General features: G+C 61.9%; 19 protein-coding genes. 8 read left to right on the top strand and 11 right to left on the bottom strand.

Annotated elements, in window-relative coordinates; genetic code table 11:
* Nucleotides 1–2: 2 nt before the first annotated feature.
* The 6 genes from AC1DF8_RS33160 to AC1DF8_RS33135 form a co-directional block, all read right to left on the bottom strand.
* A complete protein-coding gene (locus AC1DF8_RS33160; RefSeq protein ID WP_478156930.1) occupies nt 3–998 on the bottom strand; it encodes an aldo/keto reductase in 996 nt (331 codons plus the stop codon).
* Nucleotides 995–1999 carry a sugar-binding transcriptional regulator gene (locus AC1DF8_RS33155; protein WP_478156928.1) on the bottom strand — a complete coding sequence of 335 codons (1005 nt, stop codon included), beginning with the start codon at nt 1997–1999 and terminating at the stop codon, nt 995–997. Before AC1DF8_RS33155 ends, AC1DF8_RS33160 begins: the two co-directional genes overlap by 4 nt.
* Before the next feature lies 1 nt (nt 2000).
* Entirely contained in the window at nt 2001–2990 is a 990-nt protein-coding gene (locus tag AC1DF8_RS33150) for an ABC transporter permease (RefSeq protein WP_478156926.1), read from the bottom strand.
* Between the two features lie 28 nt (nt 2991–3018).
* On the bottom strand, nt 3019–4563 hold the full coding sequence (locus tag AC1DF8_RS33145; protein WP_478156924.1) for a sugar ABC transporter ATP-binding protein: 1545 nt from the start codon (nt 4561–4563) through the stop codon (nt 3019–3021).
* A 67-nt stretch (nt 4564–4630) separates the two neighbouring features.
* The gene (locus AC1DF8_RS33140; RefSeq protein WP_029869183.1) at nt 4631–5662 is read right to left on the bottom strand and encodes a substrate-binding domain-containing protein; all 1032 of its coding nucleotides are present in this window, start codon (nt 5660–5662) and stop codon (nt 4631–4633) included.
* Between the two features lie 244 nt (nt 5663–5906).
* Nucleotides 5907–7130 (bottom strand): flavin monoamine oxidase family protein, encoded by a 1224-nt coding sequence (locus tag AC1DF8_RS33135; protein ID WP_478156947.1) that lies wholly within the window; start codon nt 7128–7130, stop codon nt 5907–5909.
* Nucleotides 7131–7233: 103 nt separating this feature from the next.
* Between AC1DF8_RS33135 and AC1DF8_RS33130 the strand changes: the two genes are divergently transcribed.
* On the top strand, nt 7234–8775 hold the full coding sequence (locus AC1DF8_RS33130) for a cation:proton antiporter (protein WP_478156945.1): 1542 nt from the start codon (nt 7234–7236) through the stop codon (nt 8773–8775).
* 25 nt (nt 8776–8800) lie between these two features.
* Here the strand turns inward: AC1DF8_RS33130 and AC1DF8_RS33125 are convergent, their stop codons facing one another.
* Nucleotides 8801–9607 carry a transporter substrate-binding domain-containing protein gene (locus AC1DF8_RS33125; RefSeq protein WP_113016288.1) on the bottom strand — a complete coding sequence of 269 codons (807 nt, stop codon included), beginning with the start codon at nt 9605–9607 and terminating at the stop codon, nt 8801–8803.
* A 179-nt stretch (nt 9608–9786) separates the two neighbouring features.
* On the opposite strand from AC1DF8_RS33125, the gene AC1DF8_RS33120 reads away from it, so the two are divergent.
* Nucleotides 9787–12093, top strand: coding sequence for a putative bifunctional diguanylate cyclase/phosphodiesterase (locus tag AC1DF8_RS33120; RefSeq protein ID WP_478156922.1), 2307 nt, complete (start codon nt 9787–9789; stop codon nt 12091–12093).
* 30 nt (nt 12094–12123) lie between these two features.
* Here AC1DF8_RS33120 and fhuB read toward each other — a convergent pair whose 3' ends face one another.
* Genes fhuB through AC1DF8_RS33105 form a run of 3 tightly spaced genes read right to left on the bottom strand, consistent with a single transcriptional unit; the run spans nt 12124 to nt 17131 of the window.
* The gene (gene fhuB / locus AC1DF8_RS33115) at nt 12124–14091 is read right to left on the bottom strand and encodes a Fe(3+)-hydroxamate ABC transporter permease FhuB (RefSeq protein WP_478156920.1); all 1968 of its coding nucleotides are present in this window, start codon (nt 14089–14091) and stop codon (nt 12124–12126) included.
* Nucleotides 14088–14993 (bottom strand): iron-siderophore ABC transporter substrate-binding protein, encoded by a 906-nt coding sequence (locus AC1DF8_RS33110; protein ID WP_478156918.1) that lies wholly within the window; start codon nt 14991–14993, stop codon nt 14088–14090. Before AC1DF8_RS33110 ends, fhuB begins: the two co-directional genes overlap by 4 nt.
* Nucleotides 14987–17131, bottom strand: coding sequence for a TonB-dependent siderophore receptor (locus AC1DF8_RS33105; RefSeq protein ID WP_478156916.1), 2145 nt, complete (start codon nt 17129–17131; stop codon nt 14987–14989). Before AC1DF8_RS33105 ends, AC1DF8_RS33110 begins: the two co-directional genes overlap by 7 nt.
* A 145-nt stretch (nt 17132–17276) precedes the next feature.
* On the opposite strand from AC1DF8_RS33105, the gene AC1DF8_RS33100 reads away from it, so the two are divergent.
* Nucleotides 17277–18197 carry a LysR substrate-binding domain-containing protein gene (locus AC1DF8_RS33100; protein ID WP_478156943.1) on the top strand — a complete coding sequence of 307 codons (921 nt, stop codon included), beginning with the start codon at nt 17277–17279 and terminating at the stop codon, nt 18195–18197.
* A 14-nt stretch (nt 18198–18211) separates the two neighbouring features.
* Here AC1DF8_RS33100 and AC1DF8_RS33095 read toward each other — a convergent pair whose 3' ends face one another.
* Complete coding sequence (locus AC1DF8_RS33095; RefSeq protein ID WP_478156914.1) at nt 18212–18946, bottom strand: hypothetical protein; 735 nt, start codon at nt 18944–18946, stop codon at nt 18212–18214.
* Between the two features lie 476 nt (nt 18947–19422).
* Here AC1DF8_RS33095 and AC1DF8_RS33090 point away from each other — a divergent pair, with 476 nt between their 5' ends.
* Genes AC1DF8_RS33090 through AC1DF8_RS33070 form a run of 5 tightly spaced genes read left to right on the top strand, consistent with a single transcriptional unit; the run spans nt 19423 to nt 24465 of the window.
* Nucleotides 19423–20259, top strand: a complete 837-nt coding sequence (locus AC1DF8_RS33090; RefSeq protein ID WP_112547481.1) for a metallophosphoesterase family protein — start codon at nt 19423–19425, stop codon at nt 20257–20259.
* On the top strand, nt 20256–21419 hold the full coding sequence (locus tag AC1DF8_RS33085; RefSeq protein WP_478156911.1) for an ABC transporter ATP-binding protein: 1164 nt from the start codon (nt 20256–20258) through the stop codon (nt 21417–21419). The genes AC1DF8_RS33090 and AC1DF8_RS33085 overlap by 4 nt, the downstream gene beginning before the upstream one ends.
* Nucleotides 21412–22338: a carbohydrate ABC transporter permease gene (locus tag AC1DF8_RS33080; RefSeq protein ID WP_478156909.1), complete on the top strand. Its 927-nt coding sequence runs from the start codon at nt 21412–21414 to the stop codon at nt 22336–22338. Before AC1DF8_RS33085 ends, AC1DF8_RS33080 begins: the two co-directional genes overlap by 8 nt.
* The gene (locus AC1DF8_RS33075) at nt 22335–23174 is read left to right on the top strand and encodes a carbohydrate ABC transporter permease (protein WP_478156907.1); all 840 of its coding nucleotides are present in this window, start codon (nt 22335–22337) and stop codon (nt 23172–23174) included. Before AC1DF8_RS33080 ends, AC1DF8_RS33075 begins: the two co-directional genes overlap by 4 nt.
* 25 nt (nt 23175–23199) lie before the next feature.
* The gene (locus AC1DF8_RS33070; protein WP_112547485.1) at nt 23200–24465 is read left to right on the top strand and encodes an ABC transporter substrate-binding protein; all 1266 of its coding nucleotides are present in this window, start codon (nt 23200–23202) and stop codon (nt 24463–24465) included.
* Nucleotides 24466–24474 lie beyond the last annotated feature (9 nt).

The raw sequence follows: 24474 nt of genomic DNA, 5'->3' as shown, positions 1-24474 counted from the left end.
CGTTACCTGTCCATAGCCGTCAGTTTCGTCGCAATGGCCGCATCGATGGCCGAGTGATCGTCCGGGTCAAGGCGGATCGTGCCAGCCCGTGCATTGTCGAGCGCCTGCGCAGGGTTGCGTGCGCCGCAAAGGGCGAATGTCACGCCGGGCTGCGCAAGCGTCCAGGCGATGACGATTTGTGCAACGCTTGCTCCGTGCTTTACGGCAATCGGCCCGATGGCTGCGGCGAAGGCCATCGCCTTCTCGCGATTGGAAATGGAAAAGCGCGGATTGTCTCGTCGCTGATCGTCACCGGAAAAGGCCCGATCCGGCCCGACTGTCCCGGACAAGAGGCCAAGTGCAAGCGAAGAATAGCTCAGCGTCGAAATGCCGTTCGGCCGCGTAAGCGGCAAGAGATCGGCCTCGATTTCCCGGTCTACCATGCTGAAGCGCTCCTGGATGGCATCCAGGTCGCCGACGGAAATATAGGTTTCGAGCTCGGCAGCACTGACGTTGCTGGCACCGATCGCACGGATCTTGCCCGCGGCCTTCAGCTCTTCCAGCGCGTGCATCGTCTCCTCGATGGGTGTCGTCGGATCCTGCCAGTGGGTGATGTAGAGATCGATATGATCGGTACCAAGGCGCCGCAGGCTCTCCTCGACTTCATAAAGGATTGCGTCGCGGCCGAGGTAGCGGTGGACCGGCTTGCGATCCTGATCGAAGAAATGTTTGCCCTTGTCCGTGTGCCACACGAGCCCGCACTTGGTCGCGATGACGGCCTTGTCGCGGCGGCCTTTCAACGCCTTGCCGACGATCTCCTCGGATCGGCCAAGTCCGTAGGCGGGTGCCGTGTCGATCAGCGTCACGCCGGCATCGAGCGAAGCCTGGATTGCTGCGATCGATTCCGCCTCGTCCGTGCCTCCCCACATCCAGCCGCCGATCGCCCAGGTTCCAAGCCCGACCGCCGAGGCGACCACACCCGACCTGCCGATTTCACGCATCAACTGTTGCCCGCTCATGCGTGCTGTCCTTTGCCTGCGGCCAACGCGAGAATGCGTGCGCCGGTTGCCTCGTCGGTAACGAGCGTATCGAGATGATGACCCCGCATGACGCTCAAGATCGGCCCTGCCTTGTTTGGTCCGCTGGCCACGCCAATCTTCATCGGGATCGACGCGAACTCGGGAAGGGTCAGCGATACCAACGAACGATTGAGGCTGTAGTCACACACGCTGCCATGATCATCGAGCAGATGCGCAAGCAGCTCGCATGAGGCGCGGGAGCGCTCGATCGCAGCCCGGTCGGTGCTGGAGGACGGATGCAGGTCGTAATAGCTTGAATCATCGGACAAGATCGAACCGATGCCGACGACGGCGACCTTCGCCTCACGCGCCCGCTTGAAGACATCGGCAACCGAGCGCATGTTCATCAGCATCCCCCGTTCAGCGGCGCTGTCGGCAAAGAGGGGGGCATGGATCTGGAACGAGCGGCCTCCAAGCCGGTCGGCCATCATCGTCGAGACGTGGTTCACATCGGTGTAGTGCTTGCCCTGGACGCATCCCGTCGCCGGGATAACCTCGACGTCGAAGCGCCGCGGCGGCTGCAGGCCGGCAACGACGGCGCTGACGCCCTTGCCGCCGGTGATGCAGATCGTGTCGCCATCGGTGATCTCCTCGATGAGCAGACGCGCTGCCGCCTCGCCAACGGCCTGCAATGCCGTTTGCGGATTGTCGGATACGGTCGGCACGACAATCGCCCGGTTGATTCCGCCAAGCGCCAGAAGCTGTTCTTCCATATCGACCAGCGGCTCGACCGGCGATTTGATCTTGATTTCCACGAGGCCGAGCTGGCGACCGCGCTTGATCAGCCGGTTGACGGTGGCGTGAGAGATGCCGAGCTGATCGGCGATCTGCGCCTGCGTCAAACCTTCCAGGAAATGCAGCACGAGAGCCTGGTGCATCTGGCGTGCGATGACGATTTCTTCGCGTGGCGCGGAGACGATCTTGGGTTTGGCAATCGGCATGTCAGGCAGCCTTCCGCTTGTGCAAGAAATGATCGATGGAAACGGCAGCCAGGAGAATGCAGCCTTTTATCATATCCTGCCAGTAGACCGAGACATTCAAGAGGATCAGCGAACTGCTGACCACCGACAGAAGCGCGATACCGAGGATGGCGCCGAGGATGGTGCCGGAGCCGCCGCTGAGCGATGCGCCGCCGATCACGGCAGCGGCAATGATGTTGAGTTCCATGCCCACGCCGAAGGTCGGGGTCGCAGCACCGAAGCGCGACATGTAGATGACACCGGCAACACCCGACAGCGTGCTGCAGAGGACGGTCACCCAAAATTTAACCTGGTTCGTCCTGATCCCCGAATAAAGCGCCGCCTTCTCATTACTGCCGGTGTAGAAGACCTTGCGGAACGCTGTCGCCCTGCGCAGCAGGAAATCAAAAACCGCCACGATCGCGACGAAGATCAGAATGACGTAGGGAATGCCGTGGAACGTGCCCTGCCCGACCGCCTTGAATGACGGCGGCAACGCAAACAGCGAGAGCGGCGTTCCCTTGGTGATGATCAGGCAGACGCCCCGCACGATGACCATTGCGGCAAGCGACGTGATGAAATGGTTGAGCCCGATCACCGTCACAAAGAAGCCCATGGCACAACCAATCAAGGCGCTGGCGAGAATCCCCACCAGAGACGCGCTCCAGGGGTCCATCCCCATCAGGAACAGCGAGCCGGACAAGACCATAGAGAAACAGACAACCGAGCCGACCGAAAGATCGATGCCGCCGACGATCAGAAGGATCGTCATGCCGACGACCACGATGCCCTCCACCGAGAACGACATCAGCATCGCGCGGAAATTGCCCATCGTCAGGAAGTGCGGAGAGGCAAAGCTCATGAGGACGCAGAGCGCGAGAATGATCGCAATCAATCCCGCTTCGCGCATCGTTCCCAGCCTCTTCCAGGAAGAGACGCGTTGTCTTGTCGCCGCCAATGCGTGATCTGTCATTGCCTGGTCTCCCGTCCCAGTTTTGTCGTCAGACGGCATGCTCTGATGCCTTCGATATGTTGTGTTGACTTGCGCCAATGCCGGATGCGAGCCGCATGACGGCCTGTTCGGTCATCGCCTCGCCCTCGACTTCTCCGGCAACCCTGCCTTCGCGAATGACGATCGCCCGATCGCAGAGACCGAGAAGCTCCGGCAGCTCGGATGTGATGACGACAATGCCGACCCCGGACCGCGCAAGCTCGCGCAGCAAACGGTGAATTTCAGATTTTGCGCCAACGTCGATACCGCGCGTCGGCTCGTCCATCAGGATCACTTTCGGATCGACCGCCAACTGCTTTGCAATGGCCACTTTCTGCTGGTTGCCCCCGGAGAGCGATGAGACGGGCATGTCGATACCGCCCATCCGAATACCAAGACGGCGCGCCAGATCCTGTGCCCGATCGGCCTCTGCCCTCGTGTTCAAGAGTCCCAACGGTCCCGTCAGCGACTTGAGATCGAGGGCAGCGATGTTCTGGGCGATCGACAGATCGAGAAAGACACCTGAGCCTTTGCGATCCTCGGACAGATAGACAACGCCCGCTTTCACCGCCTCGGCATAGGATGAGACGCTAAGCACGTTGCCCCAAAGTCGAACGTCGCCTTGCCTGGTCGGGCGAAGGCCGCAGATACCCTCTGCGATCTCGGTTCGGCCGGAGCCGATGAGGCCGCCGATCCCGAGAATTTCTCCCTTGCGCAATTCAAAGCTGACATTTTCAAAGCGCGTCCCGTCGCCGAGATTGCGCACGGAAAGAATGGTTTGCTCGCTTTGCTCCGCCACCGGTTGCTTTTCGGGGTAGAGCTGCGTGATCTCACGCCCAACCATGCGGCGCACGACTTCGTCGGGCGTAAGGTCGCAGATCCGTTCGGTGGAGACATAGCGTCCATCGCGAAAAACCGTGACCCGATCGCAGAGGCTGAAGATCTCTGCCATGCGATGGCTGATATAGATGATCGAAATGCCGTGAGCCTTCAGATCGTTGATGATTCCGAACAGCACCTGCGCCTCCGCCTCTGTCAGAGCCGCGGTGGGCTCGTCGAGGATGAGGACACGGCAGTCGAGGGTCAGCGCCTTGGCGATCTCGACCAGCTGCTGGCTGGAAATAGGCAGATCGCCAACCTTCTGGCGAACGTCGATCGGAGCAAGGCGGTTCATTACCGCCTGAGCGTCCCGTTCCAGCCTGGCGAAATTCATCAAGGGCGACCGCCGGCGGTTCGTCGCCACCATGAACATGTTTTCGGCAACAGTGGCATCCGGGCACAGCGCGATTTCCTGGTGTACCAGTCCGATGCCCAGCGACTGGGCAACGGCGGGAGAGGCGATTTTCACGGGCGCGCCATCAACGACAATTTCTCCCTCATTCGGCTGCAGCACACCCGCAATGATGTTCATCAACGTCGATTTGCCTGCGCCGTTTTCGCCGCAGAGGGCATGAACCTCCCCCTTTTCAAGGTGGAAGCTCACATCCGTCAGCGCCTTGATCGTGCCAAAACGCTTGGTGACGTTGCGTATTTCCAGGGCCGGCGTCTGCGCCATGATAGCTCTCCCTCTCCCCGCTTTGCGGCCGCTGTCGGCTCCTGACCCCGACAGCGGCCAGCACGGCTTACTCCTCGATGCCTTTCGTACCCCGGCGCTGGAGGTACTTGTCCCAGTAGAAGTCGTCGGCATTTGCGGCCGTCACGATCGAGAGACCGTTATCGACGACGGGGATGCTCATCGGGTTGAAACCCGAACGCTTGGCGTCGTTCATCGGATCGATCAGTTCCGGATGCTTGGCAAGCCACAGCAGCATGAAGCCCATGTAGCCCTGCATGCCCTGGTTGGGATTGATCGAGCCGAAAACTTCCCCGGCCTTGATCATGTCGAGGATATTGGCGTTGACGTCGGCGCACATGACGAGGATCTTGCCGCCGCTTTCCTTGTTTGCCTGGGCCGCGCCGATTGCCGAGTTCGCCTCCGGCATGAACACTGCATTGAGGTTCGGGTGAGCCTGTACCAGGCTCATCAGACCCTGATAGGCCTTGTTCGGATCCTGGTTCGACGCCGCCCGGCCAACGAGCTTCATGTCCGGGTACTTCTCTTCCATTCGCGCGATGAAGGCTGCGATGCGCTTGTCGTGATTGTCCTGGCCCGGATTTTCCAGAACCGCATATTCACCCTTGCCCCCGAGCTTCTTGGCAATTGCGTCGGCGGCATAAATGCCCTCGCGGGTATTGTCGGAAGTGATGAAGGAAATGCGCTTCGACAGCGGTGAATCCGCCGCAAAGGTGACAACGGCCGTACCCTGATCGATCGCGCGATTGATCGGCTCTATGAAAGGATCCGAGTTCATCGGGTGAACGAGGATGCCGGCCGGGTTCTGGGCAAGAGCCTGGTCGAACGTTGCGATCTGCTTGTTGACGTCATATTCCGGGGTGCCGGTATAAGCCGTCTCGCAGCCAAGCTGCTGTCCGGCCTGCTTGAACATTTCATAGACCGGGAACCAATATTCAACGCCCGACACCATGACGTTCATGACGTATTTTTCGCCGGGTTTGCAGCGAAACGGGTTTTCGGTTTCGGCCGCTGACGCAGCCGTGCTCAGTGTCGCGGCAGCCAGAACGGCCATCGCTGTCGTGCCTAGAAAATTGCGCAAAGTTCCTCCTCGAGGCCGAAGCCCCTCCCAAATGCCGATGGCGCAATCAGCGCCTTGTTCGTGAAACCGGATTTCCTCCTCGAACGCCGGTAAAGCGAGATAACTCTGGCGCCAAAAGAATGTCAATATAATTCATCACGTGAAATATATTTCACATCAAGGGCACGACGCAGACGCCGTGGTCCACCACGATGGCCTGTAAAGCAGCGATCAGCCGATTTGGAATCCTGACTGTCGACCCGGCCTAGCCAGCGTTGCCGATCACTTCGTCGGCAGCCCGCAGTCCGCTCTCCCATGCCCCGTGCGCGGTCGAGAAATCGGAATGATGCGTCGCTTCGCCGGCAAAGAACAGCCGGTCGGCGACGGGCTTCGCCAGGATGGCTCGCGCACCCGCATGGCCCGGCAGCGCATGGCTGTATGAGCCTCGAACCCAATCCGTGTGGCACCAGGACGAAGCTGTCAGGGGCCGCAGATGGCGGCGGATGTTGTTTCCGAGCAATGATGACAGCTGCTCGAGCGCAAAGGTAAAGGCGTCGAGCAAGCCAGCCTGTTCGATGACGACGGCGCCCTTGCCGCCGAAGAAGCCTTCGACAACGGGGCGGCCGAGCGGTCGGATATAATAGCTGCCGGTCTGGTCGTTTCGAGCATCGCCAAGCAAATGGGTTTCCGGTTCGAGACCGTGATTGCCATGGAGTTCCATGAAGAGCTTGTCGGCAAGGCCGAGCGGCAATTGTGCTGCGGCATGCAGATGCTCATCGGCTTCAGGGTCGAAGACGATAGTGCCGCGGGCAAGTACATTGGTCGAAACCGTAACGATCACAGCACTGGCACTGACCGGACCGCGATCGGTTTCAAGTCGGACACCCCCACTCGTCAGCGCAACACGGCGCACCGGGGTCGACAGACGCAGGGTCACATCGGGAACGGCAGCGGCGATCAGGCTTCCATAGCCTTCGTGCACCCGCCAGTTGGCATCGGTTGCGGCATTGTCATAAGCAAGGAAATCGGCAACCGACAGCCGCTCCAGCGGCGCCCCGTTCAGATAACCTGACAGCGACTGGCAATAGGCGTTCCATTCGCCGCCGGGTTCCAGCGCGTCCGATGCCCTGTCGCTTGCCGGCGGATTGGTCCGCAGCCGCTCTTCAAGCGCGCCCCAGGCGGCAGCGGCAGCCTTGCGTTCCTCCGGAGGGAAACCGAGATCGCGCCACTGGTTCTGCCAGGCCGTCGGCCCGCGCTCGATCGTGAAGCCGGCCTCACTGCCGATCGCGACAAGCGGATTGCGCTCGGCCGAATGCAGCCAACCGCAGCCCATATCGAGCGACATGCCGGAAAGTTCGACGGTCCAGGCACGACCGCCGACGCGGTTGCTGGCTTCGAGAATGATGACCGAACGGCCGGCACCGGCGAGCTTTCGCGCCGCTGCAATGCCCGCCGCGCCGGCACCGATAACAGCCACATCGTAGTCCATCGTCACGGCTTGCCTCGCCTTTTGTCATCACCTTGATAGGCTTCAGCTTTACATGGGAGCCGCACCCGCTTCAATGCGACGGAAAGCCTGCTACTATGCCGACATGACCTTCTTCGAAACCCTCGTCGCCCTGCTCGCGGTCGCCATCCTGCTCCTGCAGATCACCCGGCGCATGCATCTGCCCTATCCGGGTATTCTGGCTGCCGCCGGCGTCGGCGTGGCGATGCTGCCCGGCGCGCCTGTCATCCCGATCGATCCGCCGACGGCGCTTGCCCTGTTCATCGCGCCCGTCCTCGTCGATTCCGCCTATGACTTCCCGATGGGGGCTGCGCGGCGCATGCTGCTGCCGCTGATCTTCTATGCCGTCATCGCCGTGCTGGTGACAACAGGCGTGGTGGTGTCGATCAGCATGCTGACCGTTGGCTTGCCGATCGCGGTGGCGGTCACACTTGGCGCCATCGTTGCACCGCCTGATGCTGCTGCGGCGACCGCCGTGCTTTCCAATCTGCCGGTGGACCGCCGCGTGGATGCTCTGCTGAAGGGCGAAAGCCTCTTCAACGATGCAACGGCGCTATTGTTGTTCGGAGCCGCACTCACGGTCCAGGCGCGCGGCGGGCTCGATGGCGAGACTGCCCTCCAGATCGGCTTTGCAGCACCCGGCGGCATTTTGCTCGGCATCGCCTTCGGCTTTTTCGTCTCGCGGCTCCGGCCGATCACCGAAAACACGGTCGGTGGCACCCTGCTGCAGTTCGTCTATGCCTTTTCGACCTGGCTGATCGCCGAGCATCTGCATCTCTCGGCCGTACTGGCAACGGTTGCGAGCGCCATGACCATCGCCACACTGTCGACGGTCGACGATTCCCCGCGCATGCGAGTGCATTCCTTCGCCGTCTGGACGACGGTCGTCTTCCTGCTGAACGTCGTCGCCTTCCTGCTCATGGGGCTGCAGGCGCGCAGCATCGTCGAATCCATGTCGGCCGAGGCGCTCGAGCGGGCGCTCGGCTTTGCCGGAATCGTCGTGGTCGGCGTCATCCTGGCGCGCCTGGCGATGGCCTTCCTGCTGCATGCGTTCGTCACCTTGCGTCACCGGCGCGGCGGTGTCCTGGCGCCCTTCAGGCACGGCGAGACCTTCCTGGTCGGCTGGTCGGGCATGCGCGGCCTCGTCACGCTTGCCACGGCCTTCGCGCTGCCCGTCGATTTTCCGGACCGCGATCTCGTGGTGCTGACAGCCTTTGCGGTGGTCCTGGCAACGCTCGTCATCCAGGGAGCGACACTCGCCCCGATGATCCATTTCCTTAAACTCGGGCGGCAACGCCAGGTCCATGACGAACTGGAAGCAGCAAGGCGCTCGCTCGCCGAGGCGGCATTCCAGCGGCTTGAAAAGGAAGGCGGCGCCGAGGCCGAAGCGATCAGGACTGTCTGCAAGGACCACTGGACGGTGCCCTCGGACCTTGACGGAGCCTCGCCGCTCGAGCGGCGCCGCAAACTGACAATCGCCGCCGTGATCGCCCAGCGCCAGCGCCTGGAGGAACTGCGCGACAAGGACAGGATCGGCGCGACGCAATATCTCGAACTGCAGGAAGATCTCGACTGGAAGCAGCTCTCGGTCGGCTCCGACGAGGATCGGCGCATTACCGAGAGCTAGGTCACCAGAAACGGGCTAGCCGCCTTCAGCGGATGCTGAACGGGAAATATTTCGCGTTGATCGTATCGTAGGTATCGTTGGCCTGGATCTCCTCGAGCGCTGCATTGAGCCTGTCCAGCAGCGGTTTGTCGGTCGGACGCACGGCGATACCTGCTCCGTCGCCGAAATATTCGGTGTTCTTGATATCGTCGCCCTTGAATTCGCAGCAGCTGCCAGCCTTGGTGTTTGCGAGCCAGTCGTAGACCGCGAGCTTGTCTTCCAGGATGATATCGACCTTGTCGTCAGCAAGACCCTTGTAGAGATCCGGCGATGCCTGGAATACTGTCGTGGCGATACCGCCGTAGAACTTCTTGGCATAGGACTCCTGGGAGGTCGCTGCCGTCACGCCGAGCCGTAGCTTCTTCAGATCTTCGGGTGACGTGCCGGCAATGTCGAACTTCTTGCGCGCGATGAAGACCGTCGGGCTGTCATAATATTTCTGCGTGAAGGCGACCTTTTCTCGCCGCTCCGCGCTCATCGACATCGACGAAATGATTGCGTCATACTTGTTGTCGAGCAGGTTTGGGATCATCGCTGTCCATTCCTGGATGACGAATTCGCACTTCAATTTCGCGGCCTCGCAGAGGGCCTTGGCGATATCCACGTCGAAGCCCTGAAGCTGGTTATTGGAATCGACATAGTTGAACGGTGGAAACGCACCCTCGACAGCTATGCGGATGCTGTCGCTTTCGGCAGCCCGGACAGCCGCGGGCATAAAAATGCCGACCGAAACAACGGCCGCACAAACAAATGCGAAGAACTTCGAACGGTAGAGAGATCCCAATCGCAACATATCAATCACCTTGACGTAGAGCCCGATCGCCAAGCTTGCATCGGCAAGCGTTGCGCAATGAACAGCCAATCACAAAACGATTAAAAAGCTCATCATTTTGGGCCATTAATTTTGATGCTGCTTGAAAAGCTTTTTGTAAACAATCGAGGTCAGTATTGGCGCGCTCGGGAGAAGACTGCGTGCCTGCTGATCCGTCTTTAAGATTATTCACTCATAGAAAGGCCTGGACATCGTCCGGGTCGATACTGGTGCTGCTTGCGATCAGCGGCCTGGCAATTCTTGGGCTGGTGTTCCTGGCTGCCATCTGGGCCGGCAGGGAAAGCGACGCCGCCGCTCTCGATCGGCAGCGCCAGCTCGTCAACAGCCGGCTTCTGGATCAGGTCCAGCGGGTATCGCAGGACATCCAGCTGATGGGCGCCGGTTACGCCTCACTGCTGGTGTCGGATTCGGCAACGACCGGCGGCAAGAGCGGCGCGACATCGGCCGGGGCGTTCGGGAAGATCGCGACGACGGTATTCGGCTACAATGCAGCATTCCTGGTGACTCCGGCAGGCGAGCTCGCCCTGCAGTCCGATCCCGAAACGAAACGTCGCTTCAAATGGGTGCGGCCGCTGCTTCAGCCGATGATCCAGGATCTTGAAGCAAGGCAACACGGTGCGCCGCAGGGACCGAGTTCGGATCCGGAACCCAGCCGGGTGGAGCTGATGCGTCTCGAGGGCCGGCCTTCGGTCGCCGGCGTCGTTTCGGTCACGGGTTCTTCGAAAGTGGATCCGCAACAAGCAAATGACGCCAACAGGCTCTACCTCGTGGCGTTCCGCTTCCTCGACGGCGTCACGCTCGATACGCTGAGCCGGGAACAGGGGCTCGCCGGCGCGCGCTATGCCCGCACTGCGGATCAGGAGCAGAATGAAGTCGCCTTCGAAATCGAAGCGACGACGACGGGCGAACCGATCGGCTTCATCATCTGGAGGCCGGACCTGCCGGGCACACGCGTCATCGGCCGGCTCGTTCCCGTGCTTTCCGTTGCCGGTCTCGTCATCGCTGGCCTGTTCTTCGCCTTGATGGGCCGGTTGCGCGGCAGCCTCAGGGAACTCAGCGCCAGCGAACTTCATGCCCGGCATCTTTCGCTGCATGACGTGCTGACGGGCCTGCCGAACCGGGCTCTTTTCGCGGCCCGTTTCGAGCAATGCCTCGCGGCCATGAAATCACCCGGCGAGCATGCCGTCCTTGCCCTTGTCGATCTCGACAAATTCAAAGAGGTGAACGACATCCACGGGCATGCCGCCGGAGACGAGCTGCTGCGCGGCGCCGTCGACAGGATGAATGCCCTGATCGAAACGGGCGACACGCTTGCAAGGCTCGGCGGCGATGAATTCGCCCTGCTTCTTCCCCATGTCAGGGAGGGTGACGACAGCTACATCCTGCTTTGCAACACCATCATCGAGGCCCTGAGCAGGCCGTTCCAGCTGCGCGGCGGCGACGTTGTCGTCCGCATCGGATGCTCGATCGGCACCGCAGCCTTTCATGATGCGGCTGAGGCGACCAGCGAGATATTGCGGCGTGCGGACGTCGCCCTTTATGAAGCCAAGACCAGCGGGCGCGGGCGCCTGATCGAATATGAACCCTCCCTGGATCATCGGGTCGAGGCACGGGAAAATCTCAAGAACGATCTTCGCCTGGTGCTGGAGGGTCCGACGCACCTCTCCGACAGCGCAGAAATTGTACGTCCGAGTGATCCCGGCCATCTCGAGGTCTTCTTCCAGGGTGTGCATCGTGCCGACGCGCATGGAAGACTTTCGGGGGCGGAAGCGCTCGTGCGGTGGCGCCATCCCACCCTTGGACTGTTGTCGCCGGACAAGTTCATCCCGATCGCCGAGGAAGCCGGCATGATCGACCAGCTTGGCGGCTGGGTGCTGAGGAACGCCGCGAAGGCAGCGGCAAGCTGGCCAACCGATATGTCGGTCGCCGTCAACGTCTCCCCCTCGCAGATCCGGCATCGCGACTTCGACCGCTACGTGCTGTCGATCCTTTCGGAAACAGGCCTGTCACCATCGCGCCTCGAACTGGAACTGACGGAAGCCGCCCTCTTCAACATCGACGAGAGTGCGCAAGGCACACTCGGCAGGCTTCGATCCCAGGGGATCCGGATTGCGCTCGACGATTTCGGCACCGGCTTCTCGTCGCTCAGTCACCTCATCCAGTTCAATATCGACCGGATCAAGATCGACCGGTCCTTCGTAYGGTTGCTGGGAACGCAGGCCGAGGGTGCCGCCATTGTTTCGGCGATCCTGGGCCTCAGCCGCACGCTTGGAAAAGCGACGAYGGCGGAAGGTGTCGAGACCGAAGGGCAGCGGGATTTTCTCGTCGCTGCAGGCTGCAACGACCTGCAGGGCTTCCTGTTCTCCCGCCCTGTGCCGCTGGCTGACTTCGTCTCGTCATTGCCATCCACCGAAGCCATGCGGCCACAGTCGGCTGCCACACCCTGAACGGCTGATCGTCTTTAAAAAGCGGCCGCGTCACGGCCTCTTGCCGATCATCCAGACAAGGTAAGGCGCACCGGCGAAGGCCGCAAAAAGGCCGAGCGGCAACTCGTAGGGGAAGGTTACGGTGCGGGCGCCGAGGTCGGCGATCACCATCAGCACAGCGCCAATCACAGCCGAGGCGACAAGGCGGCTGCCTGGCTTTTCGAAGCCGGCGCGGTGGGCGATGTGGGGAGCCATCAGGCCGACAAAACTCAAGGGGCCGACAAGCAGAGAGGCGGCAGCGGTCGCAATGCCTGCCGTCAGCACCATCATCATGCGGGCGCCGACCAACGGCAGGCCGAGGGCCAAGGCGGTGGGTGCTCCAAGCGGCAGGATTGTCAGCCACCGCGTGAAGATCAGGCCGATGATCAGGATCAGGACAGTGAGGGCGGCGAGGAACGCTGCAACGTCGGGAGTCGCCGCAGCAGCCGAGCCGCCAAGCCAGGCAAGAATCTGCCAGGCGCGCTGATCACCAACGGCAAGAAGAGCGCTGAGGATCGCCGAGCTGAAGGCGCTGACGGAAATACCTGCAAGCAGCAACCGCTCCGGCGGAAGATGCCGGTGGGCGGCAAAGAGCGCCACGAGCGCGAGCACGATGACTGCGCCGCCGCCGGCCCCGAGGAAGAGTTCGAACGCGCCGGCACTGGCGGAGAAACTCAAGGCAACGGCATAACCGACACCGGCACCGCCGCTGACACCCAGCACCTCCGGGCTTGCCATCGGATTGCCGGTGAGGCGCTGCAGGATGGTGCCAGCCATGGCAAGCAGGCCGCCGGCGGCGGCCGACGCAACCAGTCGCGGCCAGCGGGCGGGGAAAAGCTCCCAGAAGAGATCGCCGCCAAGCAACATCCAACCGTCAGGCAGGCGGGCAATGCAGAGGGCCGCCCAGACGAGCGGCGGCAGGAGGCAAAGGATGAAGAGGAGCCGCGACAACGGCGCACGGGAAACGACGATGCTGTCGGGCGGTTGCGGCGGCTCGACGGCGCGCACCTGCGGCAGCAGCCAGATGAGCAGCGGGCCGCCGATCAGCGCCGTCACCGATCCCGTCGGGAAGGTCTCGCCGGCCGAGGCGGCAACGAGCTGGACGACGCCATCGCAGAACCAGAGCAAGAGGCCGCCAGCAACAGGCGACAGAAGCAGGACGCTGCGTGTCGTGCGGATACCCGCCAGGCGCACCAGTGCCGGGGCGGCAAGGCCGACAAAGCTGACGAGGCCGACGGCAGCGGCAACGCCGGCGCTCAGCGCCACGGCAAGGCTGGCAACGGCTATGCGCGTGCCGGCGAGCGCGACACCCAGCGAGCGGGCACCGCTGTCGCCGAGGCCGAGCACGGTCAGCGGACGCAGCAACAGGAGGGTGACGGCGATGCCGAGCAGCAGCTCCAGACCAAGTGTTATCGTCGTCGACCAGTCCTGCTGGCTGAGCGAGCCACCGTTCCAGGTCACCAGCGACATCAGATATTCACCCTGCGAGAGCGTCATTGCCGCTGACAGCGCGCTGCAGGTAATGCCGACGAGAAGACCGGAGACCGCCATCGTGATGGGCTCGAAGCTGCGACGCCAACCGAGCAGGAAGACGAGAGCCATAGCCGCAGCGGCACCGGCAAGCGCGACGAAGGCGCGGTAGCCATCGAGCACTTCAGGATAGAAGAGCGTCGCTGCGACGATTGCAAGCTGCGCTCCCGAGGAAACGCCGAGCGTCGAGGGATCGGCGATCGGGTTGCGCAGCAGGCGCTGCAAGAGGGCGCCGGCAAGCCCGAGAGCGGCACCGGCCAGTATCGCGACCGCCCCGCGCGGCAGAACGGCATAGGCGAAAATGATCTGCTGCGTCGTCATCCGCCCGGCATCGAAAGGCAGGGACGGCCAGTCGGCCAGGGGCAGATGGTTCAGTGCTGACCACAGGAAGAGGCCGGCAGAGGCGGCAAGGGCCAGAAGTGCTGCTGATAATGCGGCGGATCTCGTCACGGCTTTTCCCCCGACGACAGCAGCGCCGCCTTGAAGAGCCGCGTGAAGCGGGCTGCGGCGATGATGCCGCCATAGGGATTGACGTTGCCGAGCATCAGCACGCGGCCAGAGCGCACCGGCTGCAGCGATTGCCAGATCATGCTCTCCTTCAGGCCGTTGCGGGCCTCGACCGGGATATCGGAAATGATGACGATGCGGGCTTCGGGGTCGGCCGCGAGATTTTCGATCGGCACCGGCGCGGCAAACGTATAGCGGGAGCGGTCCGTCCAGGCATTCGGCAGGCCGAGACGGCCGAGGATATCGCCGAACATGCTGTCTGCGCCGAAGACGCGCACATGCCTGGCATCGCCGATGTTGACGAGATAGGTCGGCCGGGACGCAAATGCCTGCAGGCTGAGGCGTGTCTCCTCGACGAGCGCTGCCTGTTGCTCCACCACCGCACGTGCTCGCTCCTCGAGGCCGAGTTCGCTGGCGAGCGCCGAGACGGCATCGATGGCCTTCTGATAGGGCGGCTCTCCCCTGTTGTAGAATGGGAGCGACAAGACAGGCGCGATCGCGCGGAAGCTTGCCTCGAACCTGACATAGAAGGGCGAAATCAGGATGAGGTCCGGGCGCAGCAGGCGCAGGAGTTCGAGGTTCGGCGATCCGCGCAGGCCGAGATCGGCAACCGAGGGGGCGAGCACGGGTTCGACTGCATCCTTGCGGAACTGCACGAGTTCGGTCGCGGCGACCGGCATGACGCCGAGCGCGACCAGTGTCTCCAGCATAGCCCAGTCGATCGCCGCGATGCGCTTCGGTGTTTCCGCAAGCGCCTTTCCTGGAACGGCGAAGGCCGCCAGCAGCGCAAGCGCCCGCCGACGGCTGATGCCTCGTCCGTTTTCGTCTCGAAATTCACTCACCATTGAAAGGTCAGCTTGCCCATCACCGTTCTGCCATCGCCATAGGTGCAGCCGAAAGAGCTGCAGCTTGCAACATAGTCCTTGTCGGCAAGGTTCTTGAAGTTCAGCGAGGCGGTCACATTGTCCTTCTTGTAATGCACTGCTGCATCGAAGAGGGTCACGGCGTCAAGATCGAGCGTGTTCTTGATATCGCCGTAGCGCTGGCCGACATAACGCACGCCGCCGCCGAGACCGAAGCCTTCGAGCGCCGCATCCTCGGGGAAGGTGTAGTCGAGCCAGAGGCTTGCGGCATGCTCGGGCACATTGTCCGGGCGCTTGCCATCGTCGATACCGCCAACGATTTCGGCCTGCATGTAGGTGTAGGCGGCGCGCAGGTCGAGGCCGTCTGTGAGACTGGCGACGCCTTCCAGTTCGATACCCTTGACATCGACTTCCCCGATCTGACCGGTTCTCGTCGTGCCATCCGGCAAAGCGTAAGTCGTCAGGACGTTCTCCTGCTTCAGGTCGTAGGCGGCGATGGTGAAGAAGCCGTTCCAGCCCTCCGGCTGATATTTGATACCCACTTCCACCTGCTCGCCCGTCGTCGGCTGGAGAATGCCGCTCGTTGCGGAAACCGGCACCGGCTCGAAGGAGGTAGCGTAGCTGATATAGGGGGCGATGCCGTTGTCGAAGACATAGCTGAGACCGGCCCGACCGGTCAGCTTGTGATCGTCCTGATCGAGAGGACGTGAAATGCCCGTCAGCCGGTTCGTCGATGTCCCCTCGGTGCTTGCCCAGTCCTGCCGAAGGGCTGCCGTCGCGCGCCAGTTCTCATAGGCGAGCTCGTCCTGCACATAGAGGCCGACCTGTGTCATCTGTGAATCGACATAGGTGCTGAGCGTCGGGGCGATCAGCCGGACCGAACCATAGGCTGGATTGAAGGCATCGAGCGGGCTCGCACGCCAGAACTGCGTGCCGACATTATTGCTGTAATAGCGATAGTCGAGCCCGAAGAGCATCTTGTGCTGGACGTCCCCGGTATCGAATTCGGCAAGCAGGTTGTTGTCAACGTTGAACGTGTTGAGCAGCTCGTCCTGGATCGTGGCGTTGCGATTGATCGTTCGCCCGCCGGTAAGGCCTAATGTCGACATGCCGAGCGCCTTATAATTCCAGTCGAAATTCTGATAGCGGAGGTTCTGGCGGAAGGTCCAGGTATCATTCAGCCGATGCTCGAACTCATAACCGAGATTGGTGAGCGTCCGTGAGGACATATCGAAGCTCTTGTCGCCAACGAAGAAATCCCGCGACAGGCGGTTGCTATCGGTCGCATTCAGCGTGAGCTGCGCCGGCAGGCCGGATGGCGTGCTCGGATTGTCGTGCTGGATGCTGGTCAGGATCGTCAGCCTGGTATCGTCGTCGGGCTGCCAGGTGAGCGCGGGCGCAATGAAATAGCGGTCATTGTCCAGTTCTTCGACCTGCGCCGACGCCGTCCTTGCAAGCCCCGTGAGGCGATAGGCGAAATCGGAGTTGCCGGGAATGATATCGCCGAAGTCGAAATAGGTGCCGTAGGTATCATAGCTGCCGGCCTGCACGCCCACTTCGCCGAAACGTTCGAAGACCGGCCGCTTGCTGATGAGATTGATCATGCCGCCGGGATTGCCCTGGCCATACATGACGGAAGCCGGGCCACGCAGCACTTCGATACGCTCGAGCTGATAGGGGTCGACCGCAGGCGCACCTGCCGTGCGCATCATCCGCAGCCCATTCAGGAACTGCGCCTGGCGGCTGTCGAAACCGCGAATACGCGGTGAATCAAAGCGCGGATCGGCGCCGTAGGGTTCGCCGACGACGCCGGGTACATAGTCGAGCGCCTGGCCGACGGTTTCGGCATCCTGCGACTTCAGCTGATCGGCGGTCAGTACCGATATGGATTGCTGGGTTTCGAGAAGCGGTGTGCCGGTCTTGGTGGCCGTCGCACTCGTCCTGGCGACGAAACCCTTTACCGGCGCCGTCGGGTCCTCGTCCTTGGAGCTACTGATGACGATCGGGGCAAGCGTCGTCGGACCGGTATCCTGCGCGGCCGCCGGAAACAGCGGCGCCAGAAGCGCGCTTGCCAGCGCTGTGGTGGAAGCAAATTTGAGGAGATGAAGAGAACCGGTCATTGGGGACTCGTTATATGCCGTAAAACTGGATTTTTATAATCATGTTATTTTTCGGAGGTCCAATAAACGCGGCTCGAATTTTTCATAAGTCTGGATTATGAAATGCGCCCGATCTCATAGATTTGAATTCTTCCAGGAGAACATGATGGCGCTGAACGACCCCGGCTTCGAACTCCGGCACCTGCGATACTTCGTGAGCCTGGTCGAAGAGCGGAATTTCGAACGTGCGGCTGGCAGGCTCGGCATCGCCCAGCCGGGTCTCAGCCAGCAGATCAGGAGCCTTGAAAAGATTGTCGGCACACCGCTGCTCGATCGCAGCCGCCGGGGCGTGCAGCTGACGCATTCGGGCGAGACCTTGTTTCAGGAGGCTAGGAAAGTGCTCGCCCAGACGGAAGCGACGGTTGCCGCCATCAACCGCGCCGGGCGCGGCGAAAGCGGACGCATCTCGATCGGCTATGTGGCGTCGGCCGCCTATTCCGGTGCCGTCGTCGGCTCTATCAGGGATTTCAAGCGCGACTATCCCTATGTCGAGGTCGAACTGCAGGAAATGGAACTGCGCCAGCAGTTGCAGCGCATCGCCGACGGCCTGCTCGATTTCGGCTATATCCGCGCGCCGGCCCCGATCCCATCAGGTGTTTTCGTACAGGTCGTGCTGCGCGAACCGCTGGTCGCCATGATCCCCGACGGCCATGAAYTCGCAGAGCGCCCGATCGATACGCTGGCTCGATTGACGCAGGAGACGTTCATCACTCCGCGCCAGCCGCCGGACGTCGGCTTTCACCGCAACACGCTACAGGCCTGCCGTGAGGCCGGCTTCGAACCATCAGTCGATGCGGTGGCTCACGACTTCACCGAAATCGCCGCCCTCGTCGGCATCGGCATGGGCATAGCGCTGGTGCCGCAATCGATGAGCCGCGTGGAACTGCCTGATATCTACTACCGACCGCTCGGCAGCGTCACCGTCACCTCGGACGTGGCGATCGCCTATCGCAGGGGCGAAGGCGCTCCGGCGGTCAAAGCCTTTATCGCCCGGCATCGCGAGCAGCAACCATCGCCTGGCAACTGATCACCGGAATGCGATCATACAGGCTTCGGGTTCGGCGGCGCTGATCGTCTATCCGCACGTCTTTGGCTGAAGACGAGGTATGCCAGGGCGCAGACGAAGATCGCAAGAAGCACCCATAGCTCACCGACATAGGTGATCCAGTGCTCCCCGATCCTGAGGCTCAGAACGCGGTCCATCAGAAACATCAGGTCGATCGCGGAGGCCGACGGCAAGCCCACGATCCAGCCGAACGATGCGACGATCGGGATGCAGATGACCCCGGCGATCATCGCCGATACAAACGCGCTGATGCCTGCAAGCCGCCAGGGAATGGTCAGCGCACCGTCGCGGTTCTCGTCCTCGCCCTTCCAGATAGAAAGGAAGATGATGAAGGCGAAGAAGAAGAGCATCGTTACGGGAGCCCTGAAGGACAATATGCCGAGGGAAAAGCCGACGGCCCAGAAATTGAAGCCGGCAAGAAGAACATCACGGGCCGCAAGCAACCACAGCAACCCGGCAAGCGTCCACAAGACACTCAAACCGGCATGCGCGCATCGCCTTGCGATCAATATCAGCATCGCGATAGCGTAGACGAATACGAGGAGGATACGGCCAAACAGGCCGAACATCAGAGCGACGGCGCCGCAGGTATCGGCAGCGCAGGCTGTCATCTTCACGGCCGCAAAGAGGATAAGCGGAAAACCGATCGTAACGGCAATCCACAGGGCGGTGAACACACTGCTATATATTGCGAAGTTCTTGCGGGTCATGATCTCTCCGTCGTCAGGAGAAATTTGCCAGACAGCTCTTAAGGACGCGAGAAGCCGATCGGTAAAATGCTGTGGCTCCCCCATATCAGTTCGGCCGAGATTGTCGAAGCTTCTGCAGCATGAACAATCGAACATGGCCCTCTCCACATTGCGCCGTTCGCCGCTTGTCGGTTGCGGTCCTTGCGCCATTGGTACAGCCGATAAGAATTGGCCGCGGCCAACTCCGTTTCCTGTTCGCCATCAATGCTTTCATTGATCAGTCCTTTGCGCGTGGATTTATCCTGACCAGGGCGGATGGGACTGATGGATTGCGGATCTGGCTTCGGCTGCCACCGGCTCCATGACAATTGCACGACATAAATGGAACAAGGGTGGAAACGCTTGTAACCCGCCTGACATTGGCGGGCTCTAAAGAGGCGGCAAGAGCATTTGCCTGCCGCCGGAAAGGTGCCGCGGGCCTATCGGAGAGCGCCGGCATGAAAATCGTCCAGATCACCGACACGCATTTCAGCCCGTCGATACCGCATTTCAACGGCAACTGGGAGCCGCTTGCGGACTTCATCAACGGCAGTGGCGCCGACCTCGTCATCCATACCGGCGACCTCGCCGTCGATGGCGCCGACAAGGACGGGGACCTCACCTTCTGCATGGATCTGATGCGGCAGGTGAAGATCCCGATGCTGATCGTTCCCGGCAATCATGATGTCGGCCATCTTCCGGGTTCGCTCCAGCCCGTCGATGCGACAAGGCTTGCCCGCTGGCGCAGCCTCGTAGGCCCCGATTACTGGCTCGAGGATGCCGGCAACTGGCGCCTGATCGGCCTCGACAGCCTGCTGATGGGCATGGAAAACGACGAGCAGGAAACGCAGTTTGAATGGCTGGAAAGAGCACTTGCCACACGCGCCGGCCGGCGCGTTGCAATGTTTGCCCACAAGCCGCTCTTTGTCGACACGCCTGATGAAGGCGACACCGGCTACTGGAGCATCCGCCCGGCACAGCGTCAGAGGCTCTATGACCTGATCGCTGCCCATGACGTCGCGCTTTATGCCAGCGGCCACCTGCACTGGGCCTGGAAAGGCCGCTTCAACGACACCTCACTCGTCTGGGGTCCAGCGGCCTCCTTCATCATCGGCACGATGGAGCGCGAGATGCCAGGCGAGAAGCTCATCGGCGCCGTGCTTCACGATCTCGGCGATGATGTCACGAGCGAGATTGTCGCCGTATCGGGCATGAAGGCGCATGTGCTCGATGACGTCGTCGCCGAAGTCTATCCGCACGAGGCCCACAAGGTGCAGAGGGAGCCGGCGCAATGAGTGCGCTCTCGCTTTCGGCCATCAGGAAATCCTATGGCGATAACGCTATCCTGAAGAATATCAGCCTCGACGTCGAGCCAGGCGAATTCATCGCCCTCGTCGGCCCCTCGGGCTGCGGCAAGAGCACGCTTCTGCGCATCCTTGCCGGCCTCGATCATGCCGATAGCGGCGAGATCGTCATCGGCGGGCGGGAAATGTCGGACGTGGCGGCGGCCGACCGCAACATCGCCATGGTCTTCCAGTCCTACGCGCTCTATCCGCACCTGACGGCCGGCCAGAACATCGCCGTGCCGCTTGCCATGCGGCGCTTGAGCCGTGTGCAGCGCCTGCCTTTCCTCGGCCCCGCCATGCCCGGCTACCGCGCCATTCGCTCCGGCATTTCCAAGGACGTGCGGGAGACGGCAAAGGCCCTGAAGATCGATCATCTCCTGGAACGCAAGCCCGGCCAGATGTCGGGCGGCCAGCGGCAGCGCGTGGCGCTCGCCCGCGCCATGGTGCGCCATCCGAGCGTCTTCCTTATGGACGAGCCGCTGTCCAACCTTGACGCCAACCTGCGCGTTCACGCGCGCGGCGAGATCGTGGAGCTGCATCGCCGCGCCGGCGTGCCGACGGTCTATGTCACCCACGATCAGGCCGAGGCGCTTTCCATGGCCGACCGGGTCGCCGTGATGATCGGCGGCGAGCTGCTGCAGCTGGCGGCGCCGCAGGTCATCTATGACGATCCCGCCCATATCGAAGTCGCCCGCTTCGTCGGCCAGCCGCGCATCAATCTTCTGCCGGCGCGCGCCGAGCACGGAACAGTCGCCTTCGGCGATATCCGACTGGCGCTGGAAGAGACCAATCCTGCCCGTTCCGAGGTAACGGTCGGCATCCGCCCGGAATTCGTCCGCCTTGCCGCCGAGGGCGAGACCTCGCTTTCCGCCCGCATCGAGCGCCTGGAATTCCTGGGGTCAGAGGTGATCCTGTTCTGCCGGCTGAATGCGATCGGCGAGACCGTGCTTGCCAAGCTTGCACCAGCCGATGCCGCAGGCCTTGCCGCCGGCATGGCGGTTGCCCTCTCCTTCCAGCCCGACAAGGCGATGGTCTTTGCAGCCGATGGTCGTCGTCTTCGCACGAGTGCCCTTCCCGCCGATACCGCCAGGGAGAAGGCTCATGGCTAGTATCGCTGCCGGCGAGATCCGCCCGGTCGCATCGGCGGTAAAGCATGAACGGCGCGAGGCGCAGACCGCATGGATGCTGGCAACGCCTGCAATCGTCCTCATCGTACTTTTCGTGCTGCTGCCGATCGTCGCCGTGCTCGTTCTCGGCTTTACCGATTTCGAGCTTGGGGCCGGCAAATTCCGCTTCGTCGGCTTCGAGAACTATGCAGAGCTGTTCACGGACCGCACCTTCCGCAAGTCGCTGTGGAACACGACGGTCTATACGGCGATCGTAGCACCCGTTTCGATCCTGCTCGGCCTCGGCGTCGCCATGCTGATCGAGAGCGAGGGCTGGGGAAAGAGCTTCTTCCGCACCGCCTATTTCCTGCCCGTCGTCTCGCTGATCGTCGCCATGGCGACCGTCTGGCAATATCTCTTCCACCCGACCATCGGCCCGCTCAATGCGCTGATCGGTCTTGCCGGCCTGCCGAAGCCGAATTGGCTCGGCTCTTCGGCGACCGCGCTTTACAGCCTGTCGATCATCGGCGTGTGGCAAACGGTCGGCTTCAACATGGTGCTGTTCCTGGCCGGTCTGACGGCGATCCCGCGCGAGCTTTATGCCGCCGCCGAGATCGATGGCGCCAAATCCCCGCTCGACCGCTTCTTTCTCGTCACCTGGCCGATGCTCGGGCCGACGGCGCTCTTCGTCACCACGATCAGCATCATCAATGCTGTCAAGACCTTCGAGACGGTGAAGACGCTGACAGACGGCGGCCCCAACCACGCTTCCGAGGTGCTGCTCTTCACGATCTATCAGGAGGGCTTCGTCTACATGAAGGTCGGCTATGCCTCGGCCATGACGGTCGTCTTCCTCGCTATCCTCGTCGTCATGATGTTCCTGCAATACCGCTTCCTCGACCGGCGGGTGCACTATTCATGAAGACGCGCTCCTGTTTCACCCTCGGCCGGCTGATCCGCCTTGCCTTGCTTCTTCTCGGCGCGATCGTCTTCCTCGCGCCCTATATCTTCATGATCTCGGCGGCCGGCAAATCGCAGGACGATATATTCACGGCCGCGCTCTCGCTGATCCCGACACATTTCTTCTACGTGCAGAATTTTACCAAGGCGCTCGACAAGGTGGCGATGGGCACGCTCTTGTGGAACGGCTTCGTCGTCTGCGCGCTGATCTTCGTCTTTCAGGTGCTGGTCGCCATCCCCTGCGCCTATGCCATGGCGAAGCTGAAATTCCGCGCCGCCCGGCTGATGATGGTGCTGGTGCTGCTCGGCCTCTTGGTGCCGATCCATGCGACGGCCCTGCCGCTTTATGTCGCCTTCGACAGCCTGTCGCTGCTCAACGGCTATACGGCACTGGTCGCCCCCTTCACCATCTCGGTCTTTGCGATCTTCCTGTTCCTGCAGTTCTTCCGCGCGATGCCCGACGACCTGATCCATGCCGCCCGCCTCGACGGCATGTCGGAGCTCGGCATCGTCTCGCGCGTCATCGTGCCGAATGCCTGGCCGGCGGTGACGGCCTTCGCGATCTTTTCGGTCGTCGCCCACTGGAACGACCTCTACTGGCCGCTGATCGTCATCTCGAAGCCCGGCTACGCCACGCCGCCGCTCGGCCTGATGAATTTCCGCGCCGCGGAAGCCGGCGACGATTACGGCGCGCTGATGGCGGCCACCATCATCATCACCATTCCCCTCGTTGCGGCCTTTCTGTTTGCGCAGAAACGCTTCGTCGAGGGTATCACCATGACCGGTCTCAAAGGCTGACCGGCTGAACCCAGGAGAACGAGCGATGAAGCATTTCACCCAGTTCCTCGCAGCAGCGGCTCTGTCCGTGGCGGCAGCCCTGCCGGCCCACGCTGAAACGACGCTGACGATCCATTACCCGATGCCGGGCTTCTTCAAGGACGTGATGGACACGATCTCGAAGAAGTTCATGGAAGAAAACCCCGATATCAAGATCCAGTTCGCCGCGCCTTCGGCGACCTATGAAGACGGCATCCAGCTGATCCTGCGCCAGGCCGGCACGTCTGAAATGCCCGACGTCACCTTCATCGGCCTGAACCGCCTGCGTATGCTGAACGAGCGCAATGTCGCCGTCGACATGACGCCGCTGGTCCAGAAGGAAGGCAACATGGCCGAGCAGGGCTTCTCGGACACGATCCTGAAGCTCGCCCAGGTCAAGGGCAAGCAGGTTGGCCTCGCTTTCGCCACCTCCAACCCGATCATGTATTACAATGCCGATCTCGTGAAGGCCGCCGGCGGCAATCCCGATACCCCGCCGAAGACCTGGGACGAAGTGATCGCGCTCGCCGGCAAGATCAAGGCGCTCGGCAACGGCGTCGACGGCATGGACTTCCGCTGGCAGGGTGACGACTGGATGTTCTCGGCCCTCCTCTTCGGCGCTGGCGGCAAGATGCTGAGCGACGACGAACAGAAGGTCACCTTCAACGGTCCTGAGGGACAGAAGGCCGTCGAACTGATCAGCCGCTTCGTCAAGGAAGGCGGCATGCCGGTTTTCACCAAGGCAGCGGGCGAACAGGCCTTTGCAGCCGGCAAGGTCGGCTTCGAATTCCAGACTACGGGCGCGCTCGTCAACACGATCAAGAATGTCGGCGCCAAGTTCGACCTGCGCACCGCCCAGATCCCGCTGATCGACCCTGAAAAGGGCCACCTGCCGACCGGCGGCAACGCCGTCGTCATCCTCGCCAAGGATCCGGCCAAGCAGGAAGCAGCCTGGAAGTTCGCCAAGTTCGCCGCTGGCCCCTATGGCGCCTCGGTCGTCGTTCCCGGCACCGGCTACGTGCCGAACAACGAGCTTGCCGCCAAGTCGGCCGAATATCTTGGCGACTTCTACAAGAAGAACCCGCTCTTCCAGGCCGGCCTCAGCCAGATGCCGCGCATGATCCCCTGGTATGCCTTCCCCGGCACCAACGGCGTCAAGGTCACCCAGACGATCGTCGACAACCTGTCGCGCATCGTCGATGGCTCGGCTGAGCCGAAGGAAGCCCTCGACGACGCAGCTTCCGACGTCGAAGGCATGCTGCCGCGCAGCTGATTTTTGCAA

The sequence above is a fragment of the Rhizobium sp. 05N49 genome, from assembly GCF_056396805.1.
Note: the sequence above shows the minus strand (reverse complement) of the source record. Positions and strands in the feature narration are given on the sequence as shown.

Bases quoted from the DNA above. Each gene is read 5' to 3' on its own strand.
- AC1DF8_RS33160 (WP_478156930.1), bottom strand. From the start codon at position 998: ATGAGCGGGCAACAGTTGATGCGTGAAATCGGCAGGTCGGGTGTGGTC.
- AC1DF8_RS33155 (WP_478156928.1), bottom strand. From the start codon at position 1,999: ATGCCGATTGCCAAACCCAAGATCGTCTCCGCGCCACGCGAAGAAATC.
- AC1DF8_RS33150 (WP_478156926.1), bottom strand. From the start codon at position 2,990: ATGACAGATCACGCATTGGCGGCGACAAGACAACGCGTCTCTTCCTGG.
- AC1DF8_RS33145 (WP_478156924.1), bottom strand. From the start codon at position 4,563: ATGGCGCAGACGCCGGCCCTGGAAATACGCAACGTCACCAAGCGTTTT.
- AC1DF8_RS33135 (WP_478156947.1), bottom strand. From the start codon at position 7,130: ATGGACTACGATGTGGCTGTTATCGGTGCCGGCGCGGCGGGCATTGCA.
- AC1DF8_RS33130 (WP_478156945.1), top strand. From the start codon at position 7,234: ATGACCTTCTTCGAAACCCTCGTCGCCCTGCTCGCGGTCGCCATCCTG.
- AC1DF8_RS33125 (WP_113016288.1), bottom strand. From the start codon at position 9,607: ATGTTGCGATTGGGATCTCTCTACCGTTCGAAGTTCTTCGCATTTGTT.
- AC1DF8_RS33110 (WP_478156918.1), bottom strand. From the start codon at position 14,993: ATGGTGAGTGAATTTCGAGACGAAAACGGACGAGGCATCAGCCGTCGG.
- AC1DF8_RS33105 (WP_478156916.1), bottom strand. From the start codon at position 17,131: ATGACCGGTTCTCTTCATCTCCTCAAATTTGCTTCCACCACAGCGCTG.
- AC1DF8_RS33095 (WP_478156914.1), bottom strand. From the start codon at position 18,946: ATGACCCGCAAGAACTTCGCAATATATAGCAGTGTGTTCACCGCCCTG.
- AC1DF8_RS33090 (WP_112547481.1), top strand. From the start codon at position 19,423: ATGAAAATCGTCCAGATCACCGACACGCATTTCAGCCCGTCGATACCG.
- AC1DF8_RS33085 (WP_478156911.1), top strand. From the start codon at position 20,256: ATGAGTGCGCTCTCGCTTTCGGCCATCAGGAAATCCTATGGCGATAAC.
- AC1DF8_RS33080 (WP_478156909.1), top strand. From the start codon at position 21,412: ATGGCTAGTATCGCTGCCGGCGAGATCCGCCCGGTCGCATCGGCGGTA.
- AC1DF8_RS33075 (WP_478156907.1), top strand. From the start codon at position 22,335: ATGAAGACGCGCTCCTGTTTCACCCTCGGCCGGCTGATCCGCCTTGCC.
- AC1DF8_RS33070 (WP_112547485.1), top strand. From the start codon at position 23,200: ATGAAGCATTTCACCCAGTTCCTCGCAGCAGCGGCTCTGTCCGTGGCG.